Annotated in this window: 11 protein-coding genes and 1 pseudogene; 9 read left to right on the forward strand and 3 right to left on the reverse strand. The window is 66.9% G+C overall.

The window, feature by feature from the left end; translation table 11 throughout:
* Positions 1–510: 510 nt before the first annotated feature.
* On the forward strand, positions 511–2,343 hold the full coding sequence (locus V8Z74_RS10860) for a methyl-accepting chemotaxis protein (protein ID WP_349709268.1): 1,833 nt from the start codon (positions 511–513) through the stop codon (positions 2,341–2,343).
* A gap of 76 nt (positions 2,344–2,419) precedes the next feature.
* Here V8Z74_RS10860 and V8Z74_RS10865 read toward each other — a convergent pair whose 3' ends face one another.
* Positions 2,420–3,352, reverse strand: coding sequence for a LysR family transcriptional regulator (locus V8Z74_RS10865; RefSeq protein WP_349709270.1), 933 nt, complete (start codon positions 3,350–3,352; stop codon positions 2,420–2,422).
* 174 nt (positions 3,353–3,526) lie between these two features.
* Here V8Z74_RS10865 and V8Z74_RS10870 point away from each other — a divergent pair.
* The 4 genes and pseudogenes from V8Z74_RS10870 to V8Z74_RS10885 all read left to right on the forward strand — a co-directional run bounded on the left by V8Z74_RS10870 (position 3,527) and on the right by V8Z74_RS10885 (position 10,500).
* Positions 3,527–4,352, forward strand: a pseudogene (locus V8Z74_RS10870) (alpha/beta hydrolase).
* A gap of 180 nt (positions 4,353–4,532) precedes the next feature.
* On the forward strand, positions 4,533–5,774 hold the full coding sequence (locus V8Z74_RS10875; protein ID WP_349709272.1) for an efflux RND transporter periplasmic adaptor subunit: 1,242 nt from the start codon (positions 4,533–4,535) through the stop codon (positions 5,772–5,774).
* Between the two features lie 21 nt (positions 5,775–5,795).
* Positions 5,796–9,026: an efflux RND transporter permease subunit gene (locus V8Z74_RS10880; protein ID WP_349709273.1), complete on the forward strand. Its 3,231-nt coding sequence runs from the start codon at positions 5,796–5,798 to the stop codon at positions 9,024–9,026.
* 13 nt (positions 9,027–9,039) lie between these two features.
* Positions 9,040–10,500 (forward strand): efflux transporter outer membrane subunit, encoded by a 1,461-nt coding sequence (locus V8Z74_RS10885; RefSeq protein ID WP_349709274.1) that lies wholly within the window; start codon positions 9,040–9,042, stop codon positions 10,498–10,500.
* A gap of 36 nt (positions 10,501–10,536) precedes the next feature.
* Here V8Z74_RS10885 and V8Z74_RS10890 read toward each other — a convergent pair whose 3' ends face one another.
* Together V8Z74_RS10890 and V8Z74_RS10895 are read right to left on the reverse strand one after the other, a co-directional pair.
* Positions 10,537–13,812, reverse strand: a complete 3,276-nt coding sequence (locus tag V8Z74_RS10890) for a mechanosensitive ion channel domain-containing protein (RefSeq protein ID WP_349709276.1) — start codon at positions 13,810–13,812, stop codon at positions 10,537–10,539.
* Positions 13,813–14,036: 224 nt separating this feature from the next.
* A complete protein-coding gene (locus tag V8Z74_RS10895; RefSeq protein WP_349709277.1) occupies positions 14,037–14,510 on the reverse strand; it encodes an Lrp/AsnC family transcriptional regulator in 474 nt (157 codons plus the stop codon).
* Between the two features lie 92 nt (positions 14,511–14,602).
* Between V8Z74_RS10895 and V8Z74_RS10900 the strand changes: the two genes are divergently transcribed.
* From V8Z74_RS10900 to V8Z74_RS10915, 4 genes are all read left to right on the forward strand, one after another.
* Positions 14,603–15,520 (forward strand): EamA family transporter, encoded by a 918-nt coding sequence (locus tag V8Z74_RS10900; RefSeq protein WP_349709278.1) that lies wholly within the window; start codon positions 14,603–14,605, stop codon positions 15,518–15,520.
* Between the two features lie 354 nt (positions 15,521–15,874).
* Entirely contained in the window at positions 15,875–17,797 is a 1,923-nt protein-coding gene (locus V8Z74_RS10905; protein WP_066478876.1) for a PrkA family serine protein kinase, read from the forward strand.
* A 66-nt stretch (positions 17,798–17,863) separates the two neighbouring features.
* Positions 17,864–19,135: a YeaH/YhbH family protein gene (locus tag V8Z74_RS10910; RefSeq protein ID WP_066478881.1), complete on the forward strand. Its 1,272-nt coding sequence runs from the start codon at positions 17,864–17,866 to the stop codon at positions 19,133–19,135.
* The gene (locus V8Z74_RS10915) at positions 19,132–20,760 is read left to right on the forward strand and encodes a SpoVR family protein (protein ID WP_066478884.1); all 1,629 of its coding nucleotides are present in this window, start codon (positions 19,132–19,134) and stop codon (positions 20,758–20,760) included. The genes V8Z74_RS10910 and V8Z74_RS10915 overlap by 4 nt, the downstream gene beginning before the upstream one ends.
* Positions 20,761–20,774 lie beyond the last annotated feature (14 nt).

Here is a 20,774-nt window from a genome sequence, read left to right on the forward strand (position 1 = left end):
TTGGCTCTCCTCCCTGGAAAACAGAAGATGAAAATGTGGCTCGGGAATTTTTAACAAGATGATTCAAAAATCACAAATATAAGTTTTGCAAAGCTGTGTTCAACCCGATAGCGCTTTCCATGCCTGGGAAACTTGCAGGTTCATGGTGTATTGGGTTGACCTGGAAAAATCTGCCAAGGCGCTTGCAATGAATTGACGGTTGAGATGTAAACAATTCAGAAGCAGTGCTTTCTTGCGACAGCTATTCTTTTTTCATGATGTCCGGAAAAGGCGGCGGAATTCCAGCTTGCTATTCAGGTGGCTGCAACCGGTGACGCGGTTTGTGGGTGAGTCCGTGCTGTGAAAGGCTATGCGCGGAGGTCAGGTGAAAGCAGGAATTCGCGCATTTTTTGTCAACACAGTTGTTTTCAATAATGTCTACAGTTTCGCTGGGGCGTGACGAAATGCTTGCAGCAAGAGGGCCAGGCGCACCTCTTTTCTTCAGCGGTTCTTTCGATCACAGGAGTTCCCATGCTTTCAACCCTCCGAGCACGCATGCTCGTGTCCTGCACCGCCATCGTGGCGGTGGCTCTGGCTCTTACAGGCGGGGCGACCTACTACATCGTTCGCGGCAGCAGTCTCGATGCGGTGGAGCAGAACCTTGCGGCCGTGGCAAATGGCCATGCGCTCGCAGTCGATGAATGGGTGGCATCGCGCTCGGCCATGGTGGAGGCGGCGGTCCAGGCGTTGGGGCAGGGCGATGCCGGCACGGTGGTGCGGCAGCTCGAGCAATCGGGAGGGTTCCGTATCGTGACTGCAGGCTGGCAGGACAGGACGGCGGTTTCCAGCAAACCCACTCCGCCGGGCTTCGATCCCACGAGCCGCCCCTGGTACAAGGAAGCCGTGGCGGCCGGCAAGCTGCTGGTGACCAAGCCATATGCCGACGCGAACACCGGCAAGGCCATGGTGTCCTTTGCCGCCCCGCTGCTCAAGGAAGGCAGGCCGGCAGGTGCCGTATCGGCTGCCGTGTTTCTGGACGGCGTGCGCGAGGTCGTGGCCGCAGTCCATCCCACGCCATCGAGCTTCGGCTTTGTGGTCGATGGCAGCGGCCAGTTGCTGGCACATCCCAATGCCGAACTGATGCGCAAGCCTGCCAGCACGTTGTCCGACCAACTGACTCCGCAGGCCATGGCTGCGCTGGCCAAGGCGCAGGCATCGATCGAACTGGTGTTCGATGGCGCGCCCAAACTGCTGCGTGCCAAGCCTGTGCGTGGCACCGACTGGTCGCTGGTGGTGGCTCTGGATCGCGCGGAAGCAACCGAGGGCCTGGCTCATGTGTTCCAGACCTCGGTTGCCGCCATTGTGCTGGTAGCCGTTGGCGCTGCAGTGGCGGTCGGCTTGCTGACTGCGCGCGCATTCCGGCGGCTTTCGGAGGTTCGTGATGCCATGAACGAGATCGGTTCGGGCGATGGCGATCTGAGCCGGCGCCTGCCGGTGCATGGCCAGGACGAAGTGGCACAGATCGCCGCGGCCTTCAACCGGTTTGTCGAGAAGATTGCCGCCGTCCTGCACGAGATCCGCGAAGGCAGCGAGTCGGTGCAGCAGGCCACGGTGGAAATCGAGGCGGGCAACCAGGATCTTTCGCGGCGCACCGAAGTTGCCGCAGGCCAGCTTCAGCAGACTGCCTCGGCCATGGAACAACTGGTGGGAAATGTCAGGCAGAGCGCAGAAGCCGCCCAGCAAGCCCGGCGGCTTGCCGGCGATGCTTCCGAAGTCGCTGCCCAGGGCGGTGCAGTGGTCGGCCAGGTGGTAGCGACCATGGAGGAAATCAGCAACGGCTCCCGGCAGATTGCGGAAATCACGGGCGTGATCGACAGCCTGGCTTTCCAGACCAATATCCTGGCGCTCAATGCAGCGGTCGAGGCCGCACGTGCCGGCGAACAGGGCCGGGGCTTTGCGGTGGTGGCCGGCGAGGTGCGGCAACTGGCCCAGCGCAGTGCCCAGGCGGCCAAGGACATCCGCGGCCTGATCGGCAGCAGCGTGGAAAAGGTCGAGATGGGAGCGAGCCTGGTGAACAATGCCGGCAAGACCATGAACGATATCGTCCGGCAGGTCGAACGGGTGAGCAGCCTGATCGGCGAGATCACGCGCGCCAGCACCGAGCAGCGCGAGGGCATGGTTTCGGTCGGCGAGGCCGTGCGCCAGCTGGACGATGTCACCCAGCAAAATGCTGCGCTGGTCGAGCAAAGTGCGGCTGCCGCCGAAAGCCTGCGCCAGCAGACGGGCAGGCTGGCACGTACCGTTGGCGTGTTCAAGCTTGGCGGCGGCCAGCCGCAGTCAATTCAGGCATTGGTGCAGGCATGAGGCTGGCGCAAAGGCGGGCCGCAGCCGTGCACGAGGGTGTGGCTGCCATGGCAGGCGTACCGCATGTCGCTGGCGCCTAGTGGCGCCTGGCTGCCTCGCCGCCCTGCAGCAGGGGATTCTTGGCAAACAGATCCACCACCCAGTCCACGAAGGCGCGCACCTTGGCGCTGAGGTGGGAGTTGGGCGGGTAGACCACATAGACCGGCAGCAGAGGATGCTTCCAGTCGTCCAGAATTCTCTGCAGGCGGCCGGCCTCCAGATGCTCGTGGACCTGGAAACGGCTGGCCTGCCCGATGCCCTGGCCTGCGAGAAGCGCACTGATGTAGGCATTGCCTTCGTTCACGCAGAGATGGGCGGGGCTGGCGATCTCTATCACTTCGCCATTCTTGTGGAACTCCAGCGGATAGCGCCGTGTCGAAACCGGCGAGAAATAGATCACATTGCGGTGGCCGGACTCCAGCTCGCCGGGGTGGCAGGGAACGCCGTGGCGCGCCAGATAGTCGGGGGCGGCGACGGTGATGAACTCCAGATTGCCGATGCGCCGCGCCACCAGGGACTGGTCAGCCAGCTCGCCGCCGCGGATCACGCAGTCCACGTTGTCGCTGATGAGGTCCACGGTGCGGTCGCTCACGCCCAGGTCGATCTGTATCTCGGGGTAGCGCGTCTGGAACTCGGCCAGGTGGGGGATGATGAGCAGGCGCGCCACGGTGGTGCCCACGTCCACGCGCAGCCGGCCGCGCGGCGTGGTGCGGGCCTGGCTCACGCTGGCTTCCAGATCGTCGAAATCGGCCAGCAGGCGCACGGCGCGGTCATAGTAGGCCGCGCCGTCGGCGGTCACCGTGACGCGGCGCGTGGTGCGGTTGAGCAGCTTCACGCGCAGGCGCTCCTCGAGTGCCTGGATGTTCTTGGTCACACTGGCTTTGGGCATCTGCAGCGAATCGGCTGCACGTGTGAATGTTCCTGCTTCCACAACACGCGCGAAAATACGCATCGCCTGAATCTGATCCATCAGATCTCCTTGTCCTCGCGAAATCCCGGGCTCGCCGAGGATGCGGATTCTCACACACGGGTCGGGCCATCATTATTCAGAGTTTGGAAACAGTGTGGCTGCGTTTGCGGGGTTTATGCCGCCAATGCGCACCGCTACATTCCCATCACATCAACCGGTCAGTCCGGAAGCTCCATGCCGAATACCAAAGCACCTGCATCGCCGACCTTCTCCCATACCGACACCACCATCGACGTGGCGGACGGCATGCAGGCCAGCGTGCGCATGTACGGCAGCAAGAAGCGGGGCGAGGTGTCCCCGCTGGTGGTGCACTTCCATGGCGGAGCCTTCGTGGCCGGGGATCTGGACAATGGCTGCACGGTGGGCAGTGCTCTGGCTACTGCCGGCGCCTGCGTGGTGTCGGTGGCCTACCCGCTCGCGCCGGAGCATCCGTTTCCCCGTCCGCTGGAGCTGGGCTATGCAGTGCTGCAGTGGGCCTACCGGCAGCGCACTAGGCTGGCAGGCAAGGGCGCGCCGCTCTACTTGGCGGGCGAGGAGGCCGGCGCCAACCTGGCCGCCGGCGTGTGCCTGATGGCGCGCGACCAGCTGCATCCGCCGCTGGCCGGGCAGATCCTGATCTCGCCGATGCTGGACCCCTGCGCAGCCACGCCTTCGCAGCGTGCCGCGCAGGGCGAATCCGTCGAGTGCAAATGGGCTTCGGGCTGGTGCCAGTACCTGAGCAGCCCGCACGATGCCGAACATCCCTATGCCGTCCCGGCGCGCGCGCGCCGCCTGGCAGGCCTGCCGCCCACGCTGATCCTGGCAGGGCAGGAAGATCCCATGCGCGATGAAGCGCAGAACTACGCTGCACGCCTGCAAGCTGCCGGATTGACAGTCTTTCTGCATGTGTTTCCCGAAGTGGGGCAGTGGCCACAGGCGCTCATGGAGCCCCCCCCCCGAGACCTGTCCCTGCGAGGGGCAGCTGCGCAAGTTTTTCGAGACGACGCGATGTCGGCTCTGACCTGACCCCATCCTGCTGAGACTGCCGACCTGATCCGGCCCCCGGGCCGGACTGGGCACAGCTGCGCTTTTTTCCTGCTTCTTCCCTTCGATTCCTGGCCCGGGTGCCGGAAGGGAGGAGGCTTGCCCGCCGCAGGAAGCGCTCTTCCTGCCTCCACCCATTGAATCTGAAGACCTTGCCATGAACGACCACTCCAAACTTTCTAACCGTCGCCGGTGGGCTGCAGCCGGCGTTGCTGCGGCCGTGATAGCCACGACTGCGGCCATGCTGGGCCTGCAGGCGTCGCATGCCGAAGCGCCCGCGCAGCAGGCTGCGGCACCGGCAGTGCCGGTTTCGGTGGCGCAGGTACTGCAGCAAGACGTGACGCTGTGGAACGAGTTCTCCGGCCGCCTCGAAGCCGTGCAGCGCGTGGATGTGCGTCCGCGCGTTTCGGGAGCGGTGCAGGCGGTGCATTTCAAGGAAGGCGCGCTGGTGAAGGCGGGCGACCTGCTGTTCACCGTGGACCCCGCCCCCTACACCGCTGAAGTCGACCGCGCCGAGGCACAGGTCGTTGCCGCCAGGGCGCGCATGGCTTACACGCAGAGCGAATCCGAGCGTGCCACGCGCCTGTGGGACGAGCGCGCGATCGCACAGAAGGAATACGACGAGCGCGTGAACGCCCAGCGCGAGGCCGATGCCAACCTGCGCGCCGCGCAGGCTGCTTTACAGACCGCCCGGCTGAACCTGGGCTACACGCAGGTAAGAGCCCCGGTGAGCGGGCGCGTGGGCCGCATCGAGGTCACCGTCGGCAACCTGGTGAGCGCGGGGGCCGGCGCCCCGGTGCTGACCACCCTGGTGTCGGTGGACCCGATGTATGCCAGCTTCGACGTGGACGAGCAGGTGGTGGCCAGCGCGCTGCAGGGCTTGCAGAGCACGCGCGAGGGCCGCAGCACGCGTGCGCTGATCGAGAGCATTCCCGTGCAGATGGGTGTGGGCACGGGTGACGGAACGCCCTATGCCGGCCACCTGCAGCTGATCGACAACCAGGTCGATGCGAAAAGCGGCACGGTGCGCGTGCGCGCGGTGTTCGGCAATGCCGACGGCACGCTCATGGCCGGGCAGTTCGCGCGCATCCGCATGGGCCAGCCGCAGAGCACGCAGGCCGTGCTCATCAACGAGCGCGCCGTGGGCACGGACCAGAGCAAGAAGTTCGTGCTGGTGATCGGCGACGGCAACAAGGCCGAGTACCGCGAGGTGCAGCTGGGCGCGCCGGTCGACGGGCTGCGCGTGGTCACCTCGGGCCTCAAGGCGGGCGAGCGCATCGTCGTCAACGGACTGCAGCGCGTGCGCCCCGGCGTGGTGGTCGCGCCGCAGGACGTGTCCATGGACGCCAAGGCCGAGCTGGCCGATGGCCGCAGCGCCGCCAAGCAACCCGCGGCCTGAAAACCCTAACTTCGCTACGCCATGAACCTTTCCCGATTTTTCATCGACCGCCCGATCTTCGCGGGCGTGCTGTCGGTGCTCATCTTTCTCGCGGGCCTGATCGCCATGCGGGCGCTGCCGATCTCGGAATATCCCGAGGTCGCGCCGCCCTCGGTGGTGGTGCGCGCGCAGTATCCGGGCGCCAGCCCCAAGGTGATCGCCGAAACCGTGGCCACGCCGCTGGAGGAATCCATCAACGGCGTGGAAGGCATGCTCTACATGGGCAGCCAGGCCACGACCGACGGGGTGATGACGCTCACCGTCACCTTCAAGCTCGGCACCGACCCCGACAAGGCCCAGCAGCTGGTGCAGAACCGCGTCTCGCAGGCCGAGCCGCGCCTGCCCGAGGAAGTGCGCCGCCTGGGCGTGACCACGGTCAAGAGCGCGCCCGACCTGACCATGGTGGTGCACATGGTCTCGCCCAACGGCCGCTACGACATCGACTACCTGCGCAACTACGCGGTGCTCAACGTGAAGGACCGCTTGGCCCGCATCCCAGGCGTGGGGCAGGTGCAGATCTTCGGCGGCGGCGACTATTCCATGCGGGCCTGGCTCGATCCGCAGAAGGTGGCGCAGCGCGGCCTGTCGGCCAGCGACGTGGTGGCTGCCATCCGCAAGCAGAACGTGCAGGCGGCGGCCGGCGTGGTGGGCGCCTCGCCGGGGCTGCCCGGCGTGGACACGCAGATGTCGATCAACGCCCAGGGACGGCTTTCCAGCCCCGAGGAGTTCGGCGACATCATCGTCAAGACCGGTGCGGACGGCGCCGTCACCCGGCTGCGCGACATTGCCCGGCTGGAGCTGGGAGCGGCGGACTATTCGCTGCGCTCGCTGCTCAACAACGATCCGGCCGTGGGCATGGGCGTGTTCCAGGCGCCGGGCTCGAATGCACTCGAAATCTCCGAGAACGTGCGCAAGACCATGGCCGAACTGGCCCAGCTCATGCCCGAGGGCGTGGAATACCGCATTGCCTATGACCCCACGCAGTTCGTGCGCGCCTCCATCGAGTCGGTGGTCCATACGCTGCTCGAGGCCATCGCGCTGGTGGTGATCGTGGTGATCCTGTTCCTGCAGACCTGGCGCGCTTCCATCATCCCGCTGCTGGCGGTGCCCGTGTCCGTGGTGGGTACCTTCGCCGTGCTGCACCTGCTCGGCTTCTCGATCAACGCGCTGTCGCTGTTCGGCCTGGTGCTGGCCATCGGCATCGTGGTGGACGACGCCATCGTGGTGGTTGAAAACGTGGAGCGCAATATCGAGGCCGGGCTCACGCCACGCGAGGCCACCTACCGCGCCATGCGCGAGGTCTCGGGCCCCATCATCGCCATCGCGCTGGTGCTGGTGGCCGTGTTCGTGCCGCTGGCCTTCATCAGCGGCCTCACGGGGCAGTTCTACCGCCAGTTCGCGGTGACCATCGCGATCTCCACGGTGATCTCGGCCATCAACTCGCTGACCCTCTCGCCGGCGCTGAGTGCATTGCTGCTCAAGGGCCACCACGAGCCCAAGGACGCGCTCACGCGCGGCATGGACCGCGTGCTGGGCGGCTTCTTCAAGCGCTTCAACGCGGTATTCCACCGCGGCTCCGAGGCCTACAGCGGCGGTGTGCGGCGCGTGATCGGGCACAAGGCCGGCATGCTGGCCGTGTATCTGGCCCTGGTGGGCGCGACCTGGGGGCTGTTCCACCTGGTGCCTGGCGGCTTCGTGCCCATGCAGGACAAGCAGTACCTCGTCGGCTTTGCGCAACTGCCGGACGGCGCCACACTGGACCGCACCGATAACGTGATCCGCCGCATGGGCGAGATCGTCAAGCAGAATCCGAACGTGGAGGACGCCATTGCCTTCCCGGGCCTATCGATCAACGGCTTCACCAACAGCTCCAACGCCGGCATCGTGTTCGTGACGCTCAAGCCCTTTGCCGAGCGCACGCGTGCCGACCAGAGCGGCGCGGCCGTGGCCGGCCAGCTGAACCAGGCCTTCGGCCAGATCCAGGATGCCTTCATCGCCATGTTCCCGCCGCCGCCGGTGGCGGGGCTGGGCACCACGGGCGGCTTCAAGCTGCAGATCGAGGACCGGGGCTCGCTGGGCTACGCCGGCATGGATGCCGTCGTGAAGGCCTTCATGGCCAAGGCCTACCAGACGCCCGAGCTGGCTGGCCTGTTCTCCAGCTGGCAGGTCAACGTGCCGCAGCTCTATGCCGACATCGACCGCACCAAGGCGCGTCAGCTCGGCGTGCCGGTGGCCGATATCTTCGAGACGCTGCAGATCTACCTGGGCAGCCTGTATGCGAACGACTTCAACGAGTTCGGCCGCACCTACAGCGTGCGCGTGCAGGCCGATGCGGCCTTCCGCGCGCGGCCCGAGGACGTGGGCCAGCTCAAGGTGCGCTCGATGACCGGCGAGATGGTGCCGCTGTCCGCGCTGATGAAGCTCGACCCCAGCTACGGCCCCGAGCGCACCATGCGCTACAACGGCTTCCTCGCGGCTGACGTGAACGGCGGCCCCGCGCCGGGGTTCTCGTCGGGCCAGGCTCGCGCCGCCGTCGAGCGGATCGCCGCCGAGACGCTGCCGCCGGGCATAGGCTTCGAGTGGACGGAGCTGACCTACCAGGAGATCCTCGCGGGCAATTCGGCCGTACTGGTGTTCCCCATCGCCATCCTGCTGGTGTTCCTGGTGCTGGCGGCGCAGTATGAAAGCCTCACGCTGCCCATTGCCATCATCCTGATCGTGCCCATGGGCCTGCTGGCCGCGATGACCGGTGTGTGGCTCTCGCACGGCGACAACAACGTGTTCACGCAGATCGGGCTCATCGTGCTGGTGGGGCTGTCTGCCAAGAACGCGATCCTGATCGTCGAATTCGCGCGGGAGCTGGAGTTCGCCGGGCGCACGCCGGTGCAGGCGGCCATCGAGGCCAGCCGCCTGCGCCTGCGGCCCATCCTGATGACCTCGATGGCTTTCATCATGGGCGTGCTGCCGCTGGTGCTGTCCACCGGCGCGGGCTCGGAGATGCGCAGCGCCATGGGCGTGGCCGTGTTCAGCGGAATGATCGGCGTGACGGCCTTCGGCCTGTTCCTCACGCCGGTGTTCTACGTGGCGCTGCGTCGCCTGGCCGGCAACCGGCCGCTGCAGCAGCACGGCAGCCATGTCGCGCCGATCAGCGAGTCCGGCGGCGGCGCATCGTCCTTGCCCCTGCCTGCTGCGCCACGTGCCCATGACGAATGAACGCATTTCAAGAATGGATTCCGATATGAACGCGATGCAACGCATTCGATCCCTGGCGCTGCCCTTGAGCGCGCTGATGGCGGCCCTGGTGCTTGCGGGCTGCGCCAGCGCGCCGCCCACGGTGGCCGAGCATGCCGGCGTTGCCGTGCCCGCGCGCTTCAGCGCCGGCAAGGACGCTGCAGCCCCTGGCTGGACGACAGCCGCCCCGGCCGAGGCCCAGCCGCGCGGCACCTGGTGGCTGGCGTTTGCCGACCCCGAGCTCAGCGCCCTCGTGGAGCGCGCCGGCCAGGCCAATACCGATGTGCAGGCCGCGGCGGCCCGCCTGGCCGAGGCGCGCGCGCTGCTGCGCTCGGCCGATGCGCAGCGCCAGCCGCAGATCGGTGCCGCGGGCGGCGCCGTACGCCAGGCCGGTGCCAACACCGCCAACGGCCTGCAACCCGTGACCCTGGTCACGGCCGGCCTGAACTTCTCGTACGAGGCCGACCTGTTCGGCCGGCTGTCGCGCGCCAGCGAGGCCGCCCGCGAGGATGCCAACGCACGCGAGGCGCTGCTGCAGAGCACGCGCCTGATGGTGCAGGCCGACGTGGCGCAGACCTATCTGCAGCTGCGCTCGCTGCAGGCCGAGCGCCAGCTGGTGGAGCAGAGCCTGGCGGCCTACCGCGAGACACTGAAGCTGATCGAGCGGCGCTACCGGGCCGGCGATGCGGCCGAGCTGGACGTGGCGCGCATGCAGACCGAGGTCTCCGCCACCGAGGCCGAGACGCTGGCGCTGGAGCGCCAGCAGGCCGCACTCACGCATGCCCTGGCCGTGCTGGTGGGCGACGTGGCTACCAACTTCACGCTGGCCTCGTCTGCCGCCGAGGCAACGCTGCCGGTGATTCCGCCGGGCGTGCCCGCCACGGTGCTCGCGCGCCGCCCCGATGTGGCAGCGGCCCAGGCCTCGGTGCTGGCCGCCCAGGCGCGGGTGGGTGTGGCGCAGGCGGCGTGGTTTCCGGCCATCACGCTCACGGGCAACGGCGGTTATGCGTCGCCGGAGCTGGGCGACCTGTTCAAGTGGTCGGCGCGGTCATGGGGCATAGGCGCTCTGCTGTCGCTGCCCGTCTTCGACGGCGGCCAGCGGGCCGCGCAGGAAGAGGGCGCCCGTGCGCGGCTGGAGGCTGCCGTGGCCGCCCAGCGCGGCCAGGTGCTGGCAGCCTTGCGCGAGGTGGAAGACCAGCTCAGCGCCCTGCGCCTGCTGGCCGGCCAGGCCCAGGTGCTGGGGCAGGCCGTGCAATCGTCCGAGCGGGCCACGCACCTGTCGGATGTGCGCTACCGCAATGGCCTGGTGAGCCAGCTCGAACTGCTGGACGCGCGCCGCAACGAGCTGCGCAACCGGCGCCAGGCCCTGCAGGTGCGCACCGCGCAGTACACCGCGACGGTGGCCCTCATCCGGGCGCTGGGCGGTGGTTGGGATGCTGCGGCCAAGGCCGGATGAACGAAGCTGGGGCAGGCCCCGGCTCTGCTGCAGTGCTCAGTCCCGCTGTTGCGGCCGATACGGCCGGGGTGCAGGCTCGGTCGGCAGGTCGCGCACATGGATGTCCATCTGCGGGAAGGCAATGGCAATGCCGGCTGCCGTCAGCTGTTCGTTGATGCGCCGGTTGAGGTCGTTGCGCACCTGCAGGCGGTCGCCCACGGCGCCTACATAGGCGCGCAGCTCGAACTTCTGGCCGTTGCCCTCCAGCGCCATGAACCAGCAGTTCGGCGCCGGATCGCGCAGCACCTGCGGATGCTCGTTGGCAATGGCCAGCAGCATGTCGCGCACCCCGGCCGGATCGTTGCCATGGGCCACGGCGATGTCGAGGACCAGGCGGGTCACGTCGTCGCTCAAGGTCCAGTTCGTCACCTGGCCGGTGATGAAGGTCTTGTTGGGGATGACGATTTCCTTGTTGTCGAAGTCCAGCACCGTGGTGGCACGGGTGCGGATGCGCGTGACCGTGCCGTCCAGCGTGTTGATGGTGATCACGTCGCCGACGCGGAAGGGCCGCTCCACCAGCAGGATCAGCCCCGAGACGAAGTTGGCGAAGATTTCCTGCAGCCCGAAGCCCAGGCCCACGGTCAGCGCGGCAGCCATCCACTGGAGCTGGCCCCAGCGCAGGCCCAGCAGCGAGAAGGCGCTGATGGCGCCCGCGATGGTGATGACGTAGCGGGCCAGCGTGGCCGCGGTGTAGCGTGCGGAGTTGCTGATGCGCAGCGATGTCGACAGCATCACCTCCATCAGGCCCGGCAGATTGCGCGTCAGGCTGACGGTCAGCAGCAGGATGAGTGCGCTCAGCAGCACGTCCATCAGGCTCACGGGGGCGGAGTGCGGCACGCCGTCGGCTCCGGTATTGGTGGTGTACCAGAGCACCACGCCCTCGAAGCGCAACAGGGCTGGCAGCACCTGCGACCAGGAATAGAGCAGACTGAGCGCCACCAGCACCTGCTGCAGCAGGCCCAGCAGCCGGTGTGCCTGGGCGCTGACCGTGACCAGGGCCATCTGGCGCGCTTCATCGGGCGGCGGCGCCTTGCCGGCCTCGGAAGTGGCGGCCGGGCCCTGCATGGCCGCCTCGCGCAGGCGGCGCAGCGCCAGGCGCCGTTCGCCCAGCAGCAGCCAGCGCCGCAGCAGGGCGACCACCACTTCGGAGGCCGCCAGGAACACAAAGCTGCTCAGCAGCGCCTGGATGACTTCGGTGGCGGTGTAGACATAGCCCATGGCAATGCCGGCCACCACGACGGCCAGCAGCACCAGCAGCAGCACGGCCAGCCATTGCGACCAGCGAAATCCCTGCTGCCGGGGCAGGGCGCTGTGCCGCAGATACCGCCAGGTCATCCAGGCCAGGCCCAGCGACATCACGAGAATGGACAGCCGCCCCCAGGTGCTGATGGCGATGTCGTTGTGGCTGAAGAAGGCCAGCCCGCCCAGCAGCTCGGTGGGCACGATCAGCCAGGTGGCACGCCGTATCAGTTGGCGCAGCGCCTGCACGCGCTCGGGTTCCCAGCCGAAGTGGGCCAGCGCCAGGCCGCCCGGGCGGAACAGCGCATTGAGCAGGGTGGCCACGAAGATGAAGTCGCTGAGCTGCCCCAGCGTGCGCCCCAGCGGCTCCAGCACGGCGCCATGCGTCTCCGAGGCCTGCATCAGGCCGCCCAGGCCGGCGGTGGCCACGCTCCAGGGCAGCGCGTACAGCAGGCTCCAGCCCAGCGCGACCAGGCTCAGGCCGAAATGGTCCTGCGCGAAATTGCCCACGCGCTGTGCCACGGCGTGCAGCTGCCGCGAGGCCCGGCGGCGCAAACCGAGCAGCAGCACCACGATGACGGCGACGGCGCCGTAGTCCAGCGGCGCCTCGCGCATGCTGGCGCCCAGGGCATGCAGCGTGGTCCAGGGCGATGGGCGGACGGCCGAAGGCTCGCCCTGCAGCGTCGCACCCCATTCGCCCAGCCAGGTGCGGTCCATGGGCCGGTGGCTGGGGAACCACAGCAGCTCCTTGTCCATGACCTGCAGCAGCTCGCTGCTGCTGCGCAGGGCCGACTGCAGCACTTCGTCGGTCTGCTCCAGCACGGCAATGCGGCGCAGCAGCACCGGCTGCAGCTGGTCGACCAGCGTCACCTGGCGGTTCTGCAGCGTGATGCGCTGGGCCGAGGCGCTGCCAGTTTCCACGGCGCTGTTGAGCTGGGCACGCCATTCGCTGGAGTTGAACAGGGCCAGGCGCAGTTCGGCCAGGCGGCGCTGCAGATCCTTGCGCCGCGCCTTGACGGCGGTGTCCGTGGGCAGCGCCACCCATTGTTTCCACAGCCACTGGCCCACGGCCGCGCCCGTGCCGCCCAGGCGCAGGCGGGCCTGGGTGTCGCGCAGCGCGGCGGCAAGCTGGTCGCGGCGGTATTCGTCGCCAGCCAGGGTCTGGCGCTCCTGGGCCAGCCGGTTGGTGTAGTCCAGTATCTGGGCGGCCAGCGTGGCGTTTTGCTGTGCCAGTTCGCGGTTGGCGGGATCGGCCGCGCCGATCTGGGCGGCCGTATGGGCTGCTTCCTGGGCCTGCTGCTCCAGCCGCTGGCGGCTGCGCTCGGCGATCAGCTGGTTCAGCCAGGCCACGCGGGGCGTGCGCTCGAGCAGTTCGCGGCGCTGGGATTGCTGCTGGGCGTCCAGCAGGCGCTGGCGGGTTTCGGTGGTGGACTGCTCTTCCTGGCGCAGGGCCAGCTCCAGCGTGGCGCGCCGGTGTTCGGCGTTGCGCCGCAACTGGCGCGCCTGTGTGAGCGCCAGCGGCTCGCCGGGCTCGGCCGTCACGGGTTCCGCACTCTGCTGCACGCGCTGGCGCAGTGTGGCCATGTCCACCTGGCTGGGCTGGGAGACCAGGTTGACCTGGTCCGCCGCGGTCTTCTCGATGCCGGTCTTGAGTGCCGCAATGGCTTCGCGCTCCTCGGCCAGCAGGCGCTCCAGCACTTCCTGGCTGGCGTTGGCGGGAACGCGCTCCTTCCAGCGCGCGAGCTGGCCGGCCAGCTCCTCGTCGTTCGGCGTCGCGGGCATGGCCGGCACCTGGGCCTGGACCTTGGCGCGCAGGCTGTCCAGCTCCTGCGCAAAGCCGTCGGCTTCCTTGTTGGCGGCATCGGCTGCATCCAGCTGGGCCTGGATGGCGGTATGGCGCTCCTCGCTGGCGCTGGAGCCGTTGCCCAGGCCGGCCTGCAGTGCCCCGAGGGTGCCGGTCTGCGGCAGGGCCGGCGCGGCGCCTGCGGCCAGCGGCAGCAGCACGCAGGCCAGCCACAGCAGCCATGCCGCCATGAAGGGGCCGCCGTGCCGGCGGCGCGCCGCAATGCCCGCAAGGCGGGAGAGCAGGGGCGGACGGACGGAGGATTCGGCTGGGCGCATGGAGGCAATATAAGGAATGTCGCAGCGACGCCGCGCGGGAAAGGGTAACTGCCGCAAGCAGGGTCGGCTATCAGAAATGATAGCGAATGGCGCTTGCTGCATCAGAATCTCTTGCCAATCCTCACAAAAGTCCTGCCTCAGGCGCGCAGCGGCACCTGCTGCCCGGCCTTGACGCGCTCCAGCGCGATCGAGGTGCTGTAGCGGCGGATGTTGTCGTCGCCTTCGAACAGGCGCCGCGTGATGGCCTGGTAGTCCTCCATGTCGGCGGCCGTGACGACCAGCACATAGTCCGTCTCGCCCGTCACGTAGTAGCACTGCTGCACCGCCGCTTCCCCGGCGATGCGCGCGCGAAAGCCGCGCGACAGGTCGGGCCGGTCGTTGACCAGCTGCACGGTGATCACGGCCGTCAGCGTCTGGCCCACCTTGGCCGGTTCGAGCACGGCCACATTGGCCGCTATCACGCCTTCCTCGTGCAGGCGCTTGATGCGCCGCTGCACGGCCGGCGCCGAAAGGTTCACGCGCTCGGCGATCAGGCGCTGGGGCGTGAGGTTGTTGCGCTGCAGTTCGGTCAGGATGGCGCGGTCGAAGGCGTCGAGGTCGGCGGCGGGCATGGCGGCAGGGAGAGGGCAAGAGAGCGAAACTTGCACGGAACAGGCAAAAATCAAGCAATTTCCGCGCGGCAGATGCAATATCGTACGCCGCTATGTCGAAGAATCATTGGAATCACTGGTGGCCGCTGCTGGCCGTATTGGGCTCGGTCACCTCGCTGGGCGTGGGCACATCGCTGGCCAAGCAGCTGTTTCCGGTGGTGGGGGCCCAGGGCACTTCTGCCCTGTGCGTGGGCTTTGCGGCGCTGATCCTGGTGTGCGTGTGGCGGCCCTGGCGCTGGCCTCTGGACCGCCGGCAGGCCTGGTCGCTGCTGCGCTTCGGCGTGGCGCTGGGCGGCATGAACCTGATGTTCTACATGGCGCTGCGCAGCATTCCCTTCGGCCTGGCCGTGGCCATCGAGTTCTCGGGGCCGCTGGCCGTGGCGATCTACCATTCCCGCCGCCCCGTGGATTTCGTCTGGCTGGCGCTGGCCGTGGCCGGGCTGGCCCTGATCCTGCCCGTGGGCCTGGGCGGCGGCGCCACCCTCGTGCTTTCGCCGGTGGGGATTGCCTGCGCGGTGGGCGCAGCCATCTGCTGGGCCTTGTACATCCTGCTGGGCCAGCGTCTGGACCATGTGCCCAGCGGCCAGGCCGTGTCGCTGGGCCTGGCCTGCGCGGCCCTGGTGGTGGTGCCGTTCGGCGTGGCCGAGGCCGGCGCCAGGCTGCTGGCGCCCGGCGTCCTGCTGTTCGGACTGATGGTGGCCGCCATCTCCAGTGCCTTGCCATACACGCTGGAGATGCTGGCGCTGCGCCGCCTGCCGCCTGCAACCTTCGGCATCGCCCTGGCCACGGAGCCTGCGGTGGCGGCCTTCATGGGCATGCTGCTGCTCAATGAGCACCTGACGCCGCTGCAGTGGCTGGCCATTGCCTGCATCATGGGCGCTGCCATGGGCAGCGCGATGACGCGCCCCGGGGCCAGGAGCACCTCGCCCGAGGCGGCCGCGGCTCCGGCGGGCCAAGGCATGGAGGCATGAAGGTGCTATTGAAACAGTTGCTGCCGGCGCCGGACATGCCTTGATTTCCCTGCTTATTGACCCTGGAAATGAGAGGGATAAGGCGCCCCAAGCTCCTTTTTCTGTAGTCGCGAATCGAAAAAAAAAAGCGCTGCCGCCACGGATGCTGGACAGCGCTTTTTTGCTGGCCTGGCGCGGCTGCGGCGCTCGTGCCGCGCTGGATGCCGGCCGCTCGCATACTGGTTGGCGCACAGGCGTGTAGGACGTATGAGCTGTTCAATCCGCAGGCAAGGTGCTACAACGAATTCGTATGGTCGCGAATGCCTTGCAACTCAGCGGCACGATTCGCCCCCGAGTGCCGCCACGGGAGGTTCTATGGATGTCATCAGCAACTCAGCTGCACGCTACGTTCGTCTGCGCGAAGAGGAGATGTCGATCGACGAGTACCTTGCTCTGTGCCAGCGGGATCCCATGGCCTACGAGAGCGCTGCCCAGCGCATGCTGGCGGCCATCGGCGAGCCCGAGATGGTGGACACGCGCAATGATCCGCATCTGTCGCGCCTGTTCGCCAACAAGGTGATCCGCCGCTATCCGGCCTTTGCCGAGTTCTACGGCATGGAGGAATCCATCGAGCAGGTGGTGAGCTTCTTTCGCCATGCGGCCCAGGGACTGGAGGAGCGCAAGCAGATCCTGTACCTGCTGGGACCGGTGGGCGGCGGCAAGAGCTCGATCGCCGAGCGGCTGAAGTACCTGATGCAGAAGGTGCCGTTCTACGCGCTCAAGGGTTCGCCGGTGAACGAGTCGCCGCTGGGACTGTTCGACCCCATGGAGGACGGGCCGGTGCTCGAGGAGCAGTTCGGCATTCCGCGCCGCTGCCTGAACCATGTGCTCTCGCCCTGGGCCGTCAAGCGCCTGGAGGAGCTGGGCGGCGACATCCGCCAGTTCCGCGTGGTCAAGCGCTATCCGAGCATTCTCAAGCAGATCGCCATCGCCAAGACCGAGCCCGGCGACGAGAACAACCAGGACATCTCCAGCCTGGTGGGCAAGGTGGACATCCGCAAGCTGGAGAACTTCGCCCAGGACGATACCGACGCCTACAGCTACTCGGGCGGCCTGTGCCTGGCCAACCAGGGCTTGCTTGAGTTCGTGGAGATGTTCAAGGCGCCGATCAAGGTGCTGCATCCGCTGCTCACCGCCACGCAGGAGGGCAACTACAAGGGCACGGAGGGCTTCGGCGCCATTCCGTTCGACGGCCTGGTGCTGGCGCACAGCAACGAGAGCGAGTGGAAGGCCTTTCGCAACAACAAGAACAACGAGGCCTTCCTGGACCGCATTTACATCGTCAAGGTACCGTACTGCCTGCGCGTGTCCGAGGAGGTGAAGATCTACGAGAAGCTGATCCGCGAATCCTCGCTGGCCAAGGCGGTGTGCGCGCCCGGCACGCTCAAGATGATGGCGCAGTTCGCCGTGCTCACGCGGCTGAAGGAGCCCGAGAACTCCAGCATCTTCAGCAAGATGCAGGTCTACGACGGCGAAAGTCTCAAGGACACGGACCCGCGCGCCAAGAGCTACCAGGAGTACCGCGACTACGCCGGCGTGGACGAGGGCATGTCGGGCATCTCCACACGCTTCGCGTTCAAGATCCTGTCCAAGGTCTTCAACTACGACAGCACCGAAGTCGCCGCCAACCCCGTGCACCTGATGTACGTGCTGGAGCAGCAGATCGAGCGCGAGCAGTTCCCGGCCGAGCTCGAGACCAAGTACACCAGCTACATCAAGGAATACCTGTCGCCGCACTACGCCGAGTTCATCGGCAAGGAGATCCAGACCGCCTACCTGGAAAGCTACAGCGAGTACGGCCAGAACATCTTCGACCGCTACGTCACCTATGCCGACTACTGGATCCAGGACAGCGAGTACCGCGACACCGACACCGGCGAGGTGTTCGACCGCAATGCACTCAATGCCGAGCTGGAGAAGGTCGAGAAACCCGCAGGCATCGCCAATGCCAAGGACTTCCGCAACGAGATCGTCAACTTCGTGCTGCGCGCGCGCGCTAACAATCAGGGCAAGAACCCGAGCTGGACCAGCTACGAGAAGCTGCGCCTGGTGATCGAGAAGAAGATGTTCTCCAACACCGAGGAGCTGTTGCCCGTCATCAGCTTCAACGCCAAGGCCAGCGCCGAGGATGCGCGCAAGCACGAGGACTTCGTCACCCGCATGGAGGCCAAGGGCTATACGCCCAAGCAGGTGCGCCTGCTGTGCGAGTGGTACCTGCGCGTGCGCAAGAGCAGTTGAGGCAGTTGAACGGTGCGCCGGCGCTGGCCTTCAGCGCGGCGCACCGTGCCATGCATGGGAGTACAGATGGCATTGCAAATCATCGACCGCAGGCTCGCAGGCAAGAACAAATCGGTGGGTAACCGCGAGCGCTTCGTACGCCGCTACAAGCAGCAGATTGCCGAGGCGGTGCGCCGGGCCGTTTCCCAGCGCGACATCCGCCATATCGAGCAGGACGAGAACATCACCATACCGCGCAAGGACATCCGCGAGCCGATGTTCCGCCACGGCCAGGGCGGCATCCGCGACACCGTGCATCCGGGCAACACCGAGCATGTGCGCGGCGACCGCATTCCGCGGCCCCAGGGCGGCGCGGGCGGCGGCAGCGGCTCGCAGGCCAGCGACAGCGGCGAGGGGGAGGACGACTTCACCTTCACGCTGACCAAGGAAGAGTTCATGGAGCTGTTCTTCGAGGACCTGGCCCTGCCGCGCCTGCTGCGCACCTATCTGGGCGACACGCTGCAGTACAAGACGCGCCGCGCCGGCTACAGCCATGACGGCACGCCGCACAACCTGGCGGTGCTGCGCACCATGCGGGGCGCCCTGGGCCGGCGCATGGCGCTGACCAAGGCGCCGTACCGCGAGCTCAAGGGCCTGGAAGCGCAGCTCGAAGCCCTGCTGGCGCAGGACGACGGCACCAGCGAGGCCGTGGCCGAGCTGCAGCGGCGCATCGATGCACTGAAGGCCAGCATAGGCAAGGTGGCGTTTCTCGACCCCATAGACCTGCGCTTTCGCAGCCGCACCAAGGTGCCCGAGCCCAGCAGCCAGGCCGTGATGTTCTGCGTGATGGACGTGTCCGGCTCCATGGACCAGGAGCGCAAGGACCTGGCCAAGCGCTTCTTCATCCTGCTGTACCTGTTCCTCACGCGCCATTACGAGAAGATCGACATCGTCTTCATCCGCCACCACACCCAGGCGGCCGAGGTGAACGAGGACGAGTTCTTCCACTCCACGGAAAGCGGCGGCACGGTGGTCAGCAGCGCGCTGGTGCTGCTCGACCAGATCATGCGCACGCGCTATCTCGCGGGCGACTGGAACATCTACGTGGCCCAGGCCAGCGACGGCGACAACTTCGGCGAGGACGGCGCCATCTGCCGCACTCTGCTGGCCGACAAGATCCTGCCGCTGGTGCGCTACTTCGCCTATGTGCAGGTGGTCGAGGAAGAGCAGAACCTGTGGGAGGAGTACAGCCAGCTGGTGCCGCTGTTCTCGCATTTCGCCATGCGCAAGGTATCGGAGCCGGCCGACATCTATCCGGTGTTTCGCGACCTGTTCAAGAAAGAGGGGGTATCGGTATGAACCTCTCTCAGTATCCGGTGCTGGCCCCGCGTCAGGGATCTCACCACGCAAGGCATTCCGCGGCGGCCGAGCGCGCCCAGCGCGGCGTTCCCTCCGTGCCGTTGCCGCCCGGCAAGCGGCCCACGCGCCCGCTGCCGGACCCCAGCGACTGGACTTTCGAACTGATCGAGCGCTACCACGCCGCCATTGCCGCGACGGCCGAGCGCTTCGGCCTCGACACCTACCCCAACCAGTTGGAGGTGATCTCGGCCGAGCAGATGATGGATGCCTACGCCAGTGCGGGCATGCCGGTGGGCTACCGCCACTGGAGCTATGGCAAGGAGTACCTGGCCACCGAGCGGCGCTACCGGCGCGGCCACATGGGCCTGGCCTACGAGATCGTCATCAATTCCAACCCCTGCATCAGCTATCTGATGGAGGAGAACACCACCGCCATGCAGGCGCTGGTGATCGCCCATGCGGCCTACGGGCACAACAGCTTCTTCAAGAACAACTACCTGTTCGGCATGTGGACCGATGCGGGCAGCATCATCGACTACCTGGTCTATGCCCGGGACTTCATCGCCCAGTGCGAGGAAAAGCACGGGCTGGACACCGTGGAGCAGTGGCTCGATTCCTGCCATGCGCTGGCCAACCTCGGCGTGGACCGCTACCACCGGCCGTCCAAGAAAAGCCTGGCGCGCGAGCGCGCCGAGCGCGAGCAGCGCGAGGCCTATGCCCAGCAGCAGGTCAACGAGCTGTGGCGCACGCTGCCGGTGCGCCCCGACAAGGACAGCACCGTGCCGGAGAATCTGCGCTTTCCGAAGGAGCCCGAGGAAAACATCCTGTATTTCATCGAGAAGAACGCGCCGCTGCTCGAGCCCTGGCAGCGCGAGATTGTGCGCATCGTGCGCAAGACCGCCCAGTATTTCTATCCACAGCGCCAGACCCAGGTGATGAACGAGGGCTGGGCCACCTTCTGGCACTACACGCTGCTCAACACCATGTACGACGAGGGCTGGCTCACCGACGGCGTGATGATCGAATGGCTGTCCTCGCACACCAACGTGATCTACCAGCCACCCGCCGGCCACCGCGCCTACAGCGGAATCAACCCCTATGCGCTGGGCTTTGCGATGTACCGCGACATCCGGCGCATCTGCCAGGAGCCCACCGAGGAGGACCGGCGCTGGTTTCCCGACATGGCGGGCACGCCCTGGCTGCCGGCGCTGCACCATGCGATGCAGAACTACAAGGACGAGAGCTTCATCGGCCAGTTCCTGAGCCCCAAGCTGATGCGCGACATGCGCCTGTTCGCCATTCACGACGATGCCAAGGAGCGCGAGCTGCTGGTCAGCGCCATCCACAACGAGGACGGCTACCGCATGCTGCGCCAGACGCTGTCGCAGCAGTACGACCTGGGCGTGCGCGAGCCCAACATCCAGGTATGGAACGTGAACCTGCGCGGCGACCGCTGCCTCACGTTGCGTCACACCCAGTACCAGGGCCGTCCGCTGGCCGAGGATGCGCTCGAAGTGCTCAAGCACACGGCACGCCTGTGGGGCTTCGGCGTGCAGCTGGAAACCGTCAACGGCGACGGCGAGACGCCGGTGCTGCTGCATTCCGTGCCGGCGCCGCCGCCTTGACAAGATCCGGGATT

The organism is Comamonas sp. w2-DMI, from assembly GCF_040187735.1.
Taxonomy (GTDB): Bacteria; Pseudomonadota; Gammaproteobacteria; order Burkholderiales; family Burkholderiaceae_C; genus Comamonas; species Comamonas terrae.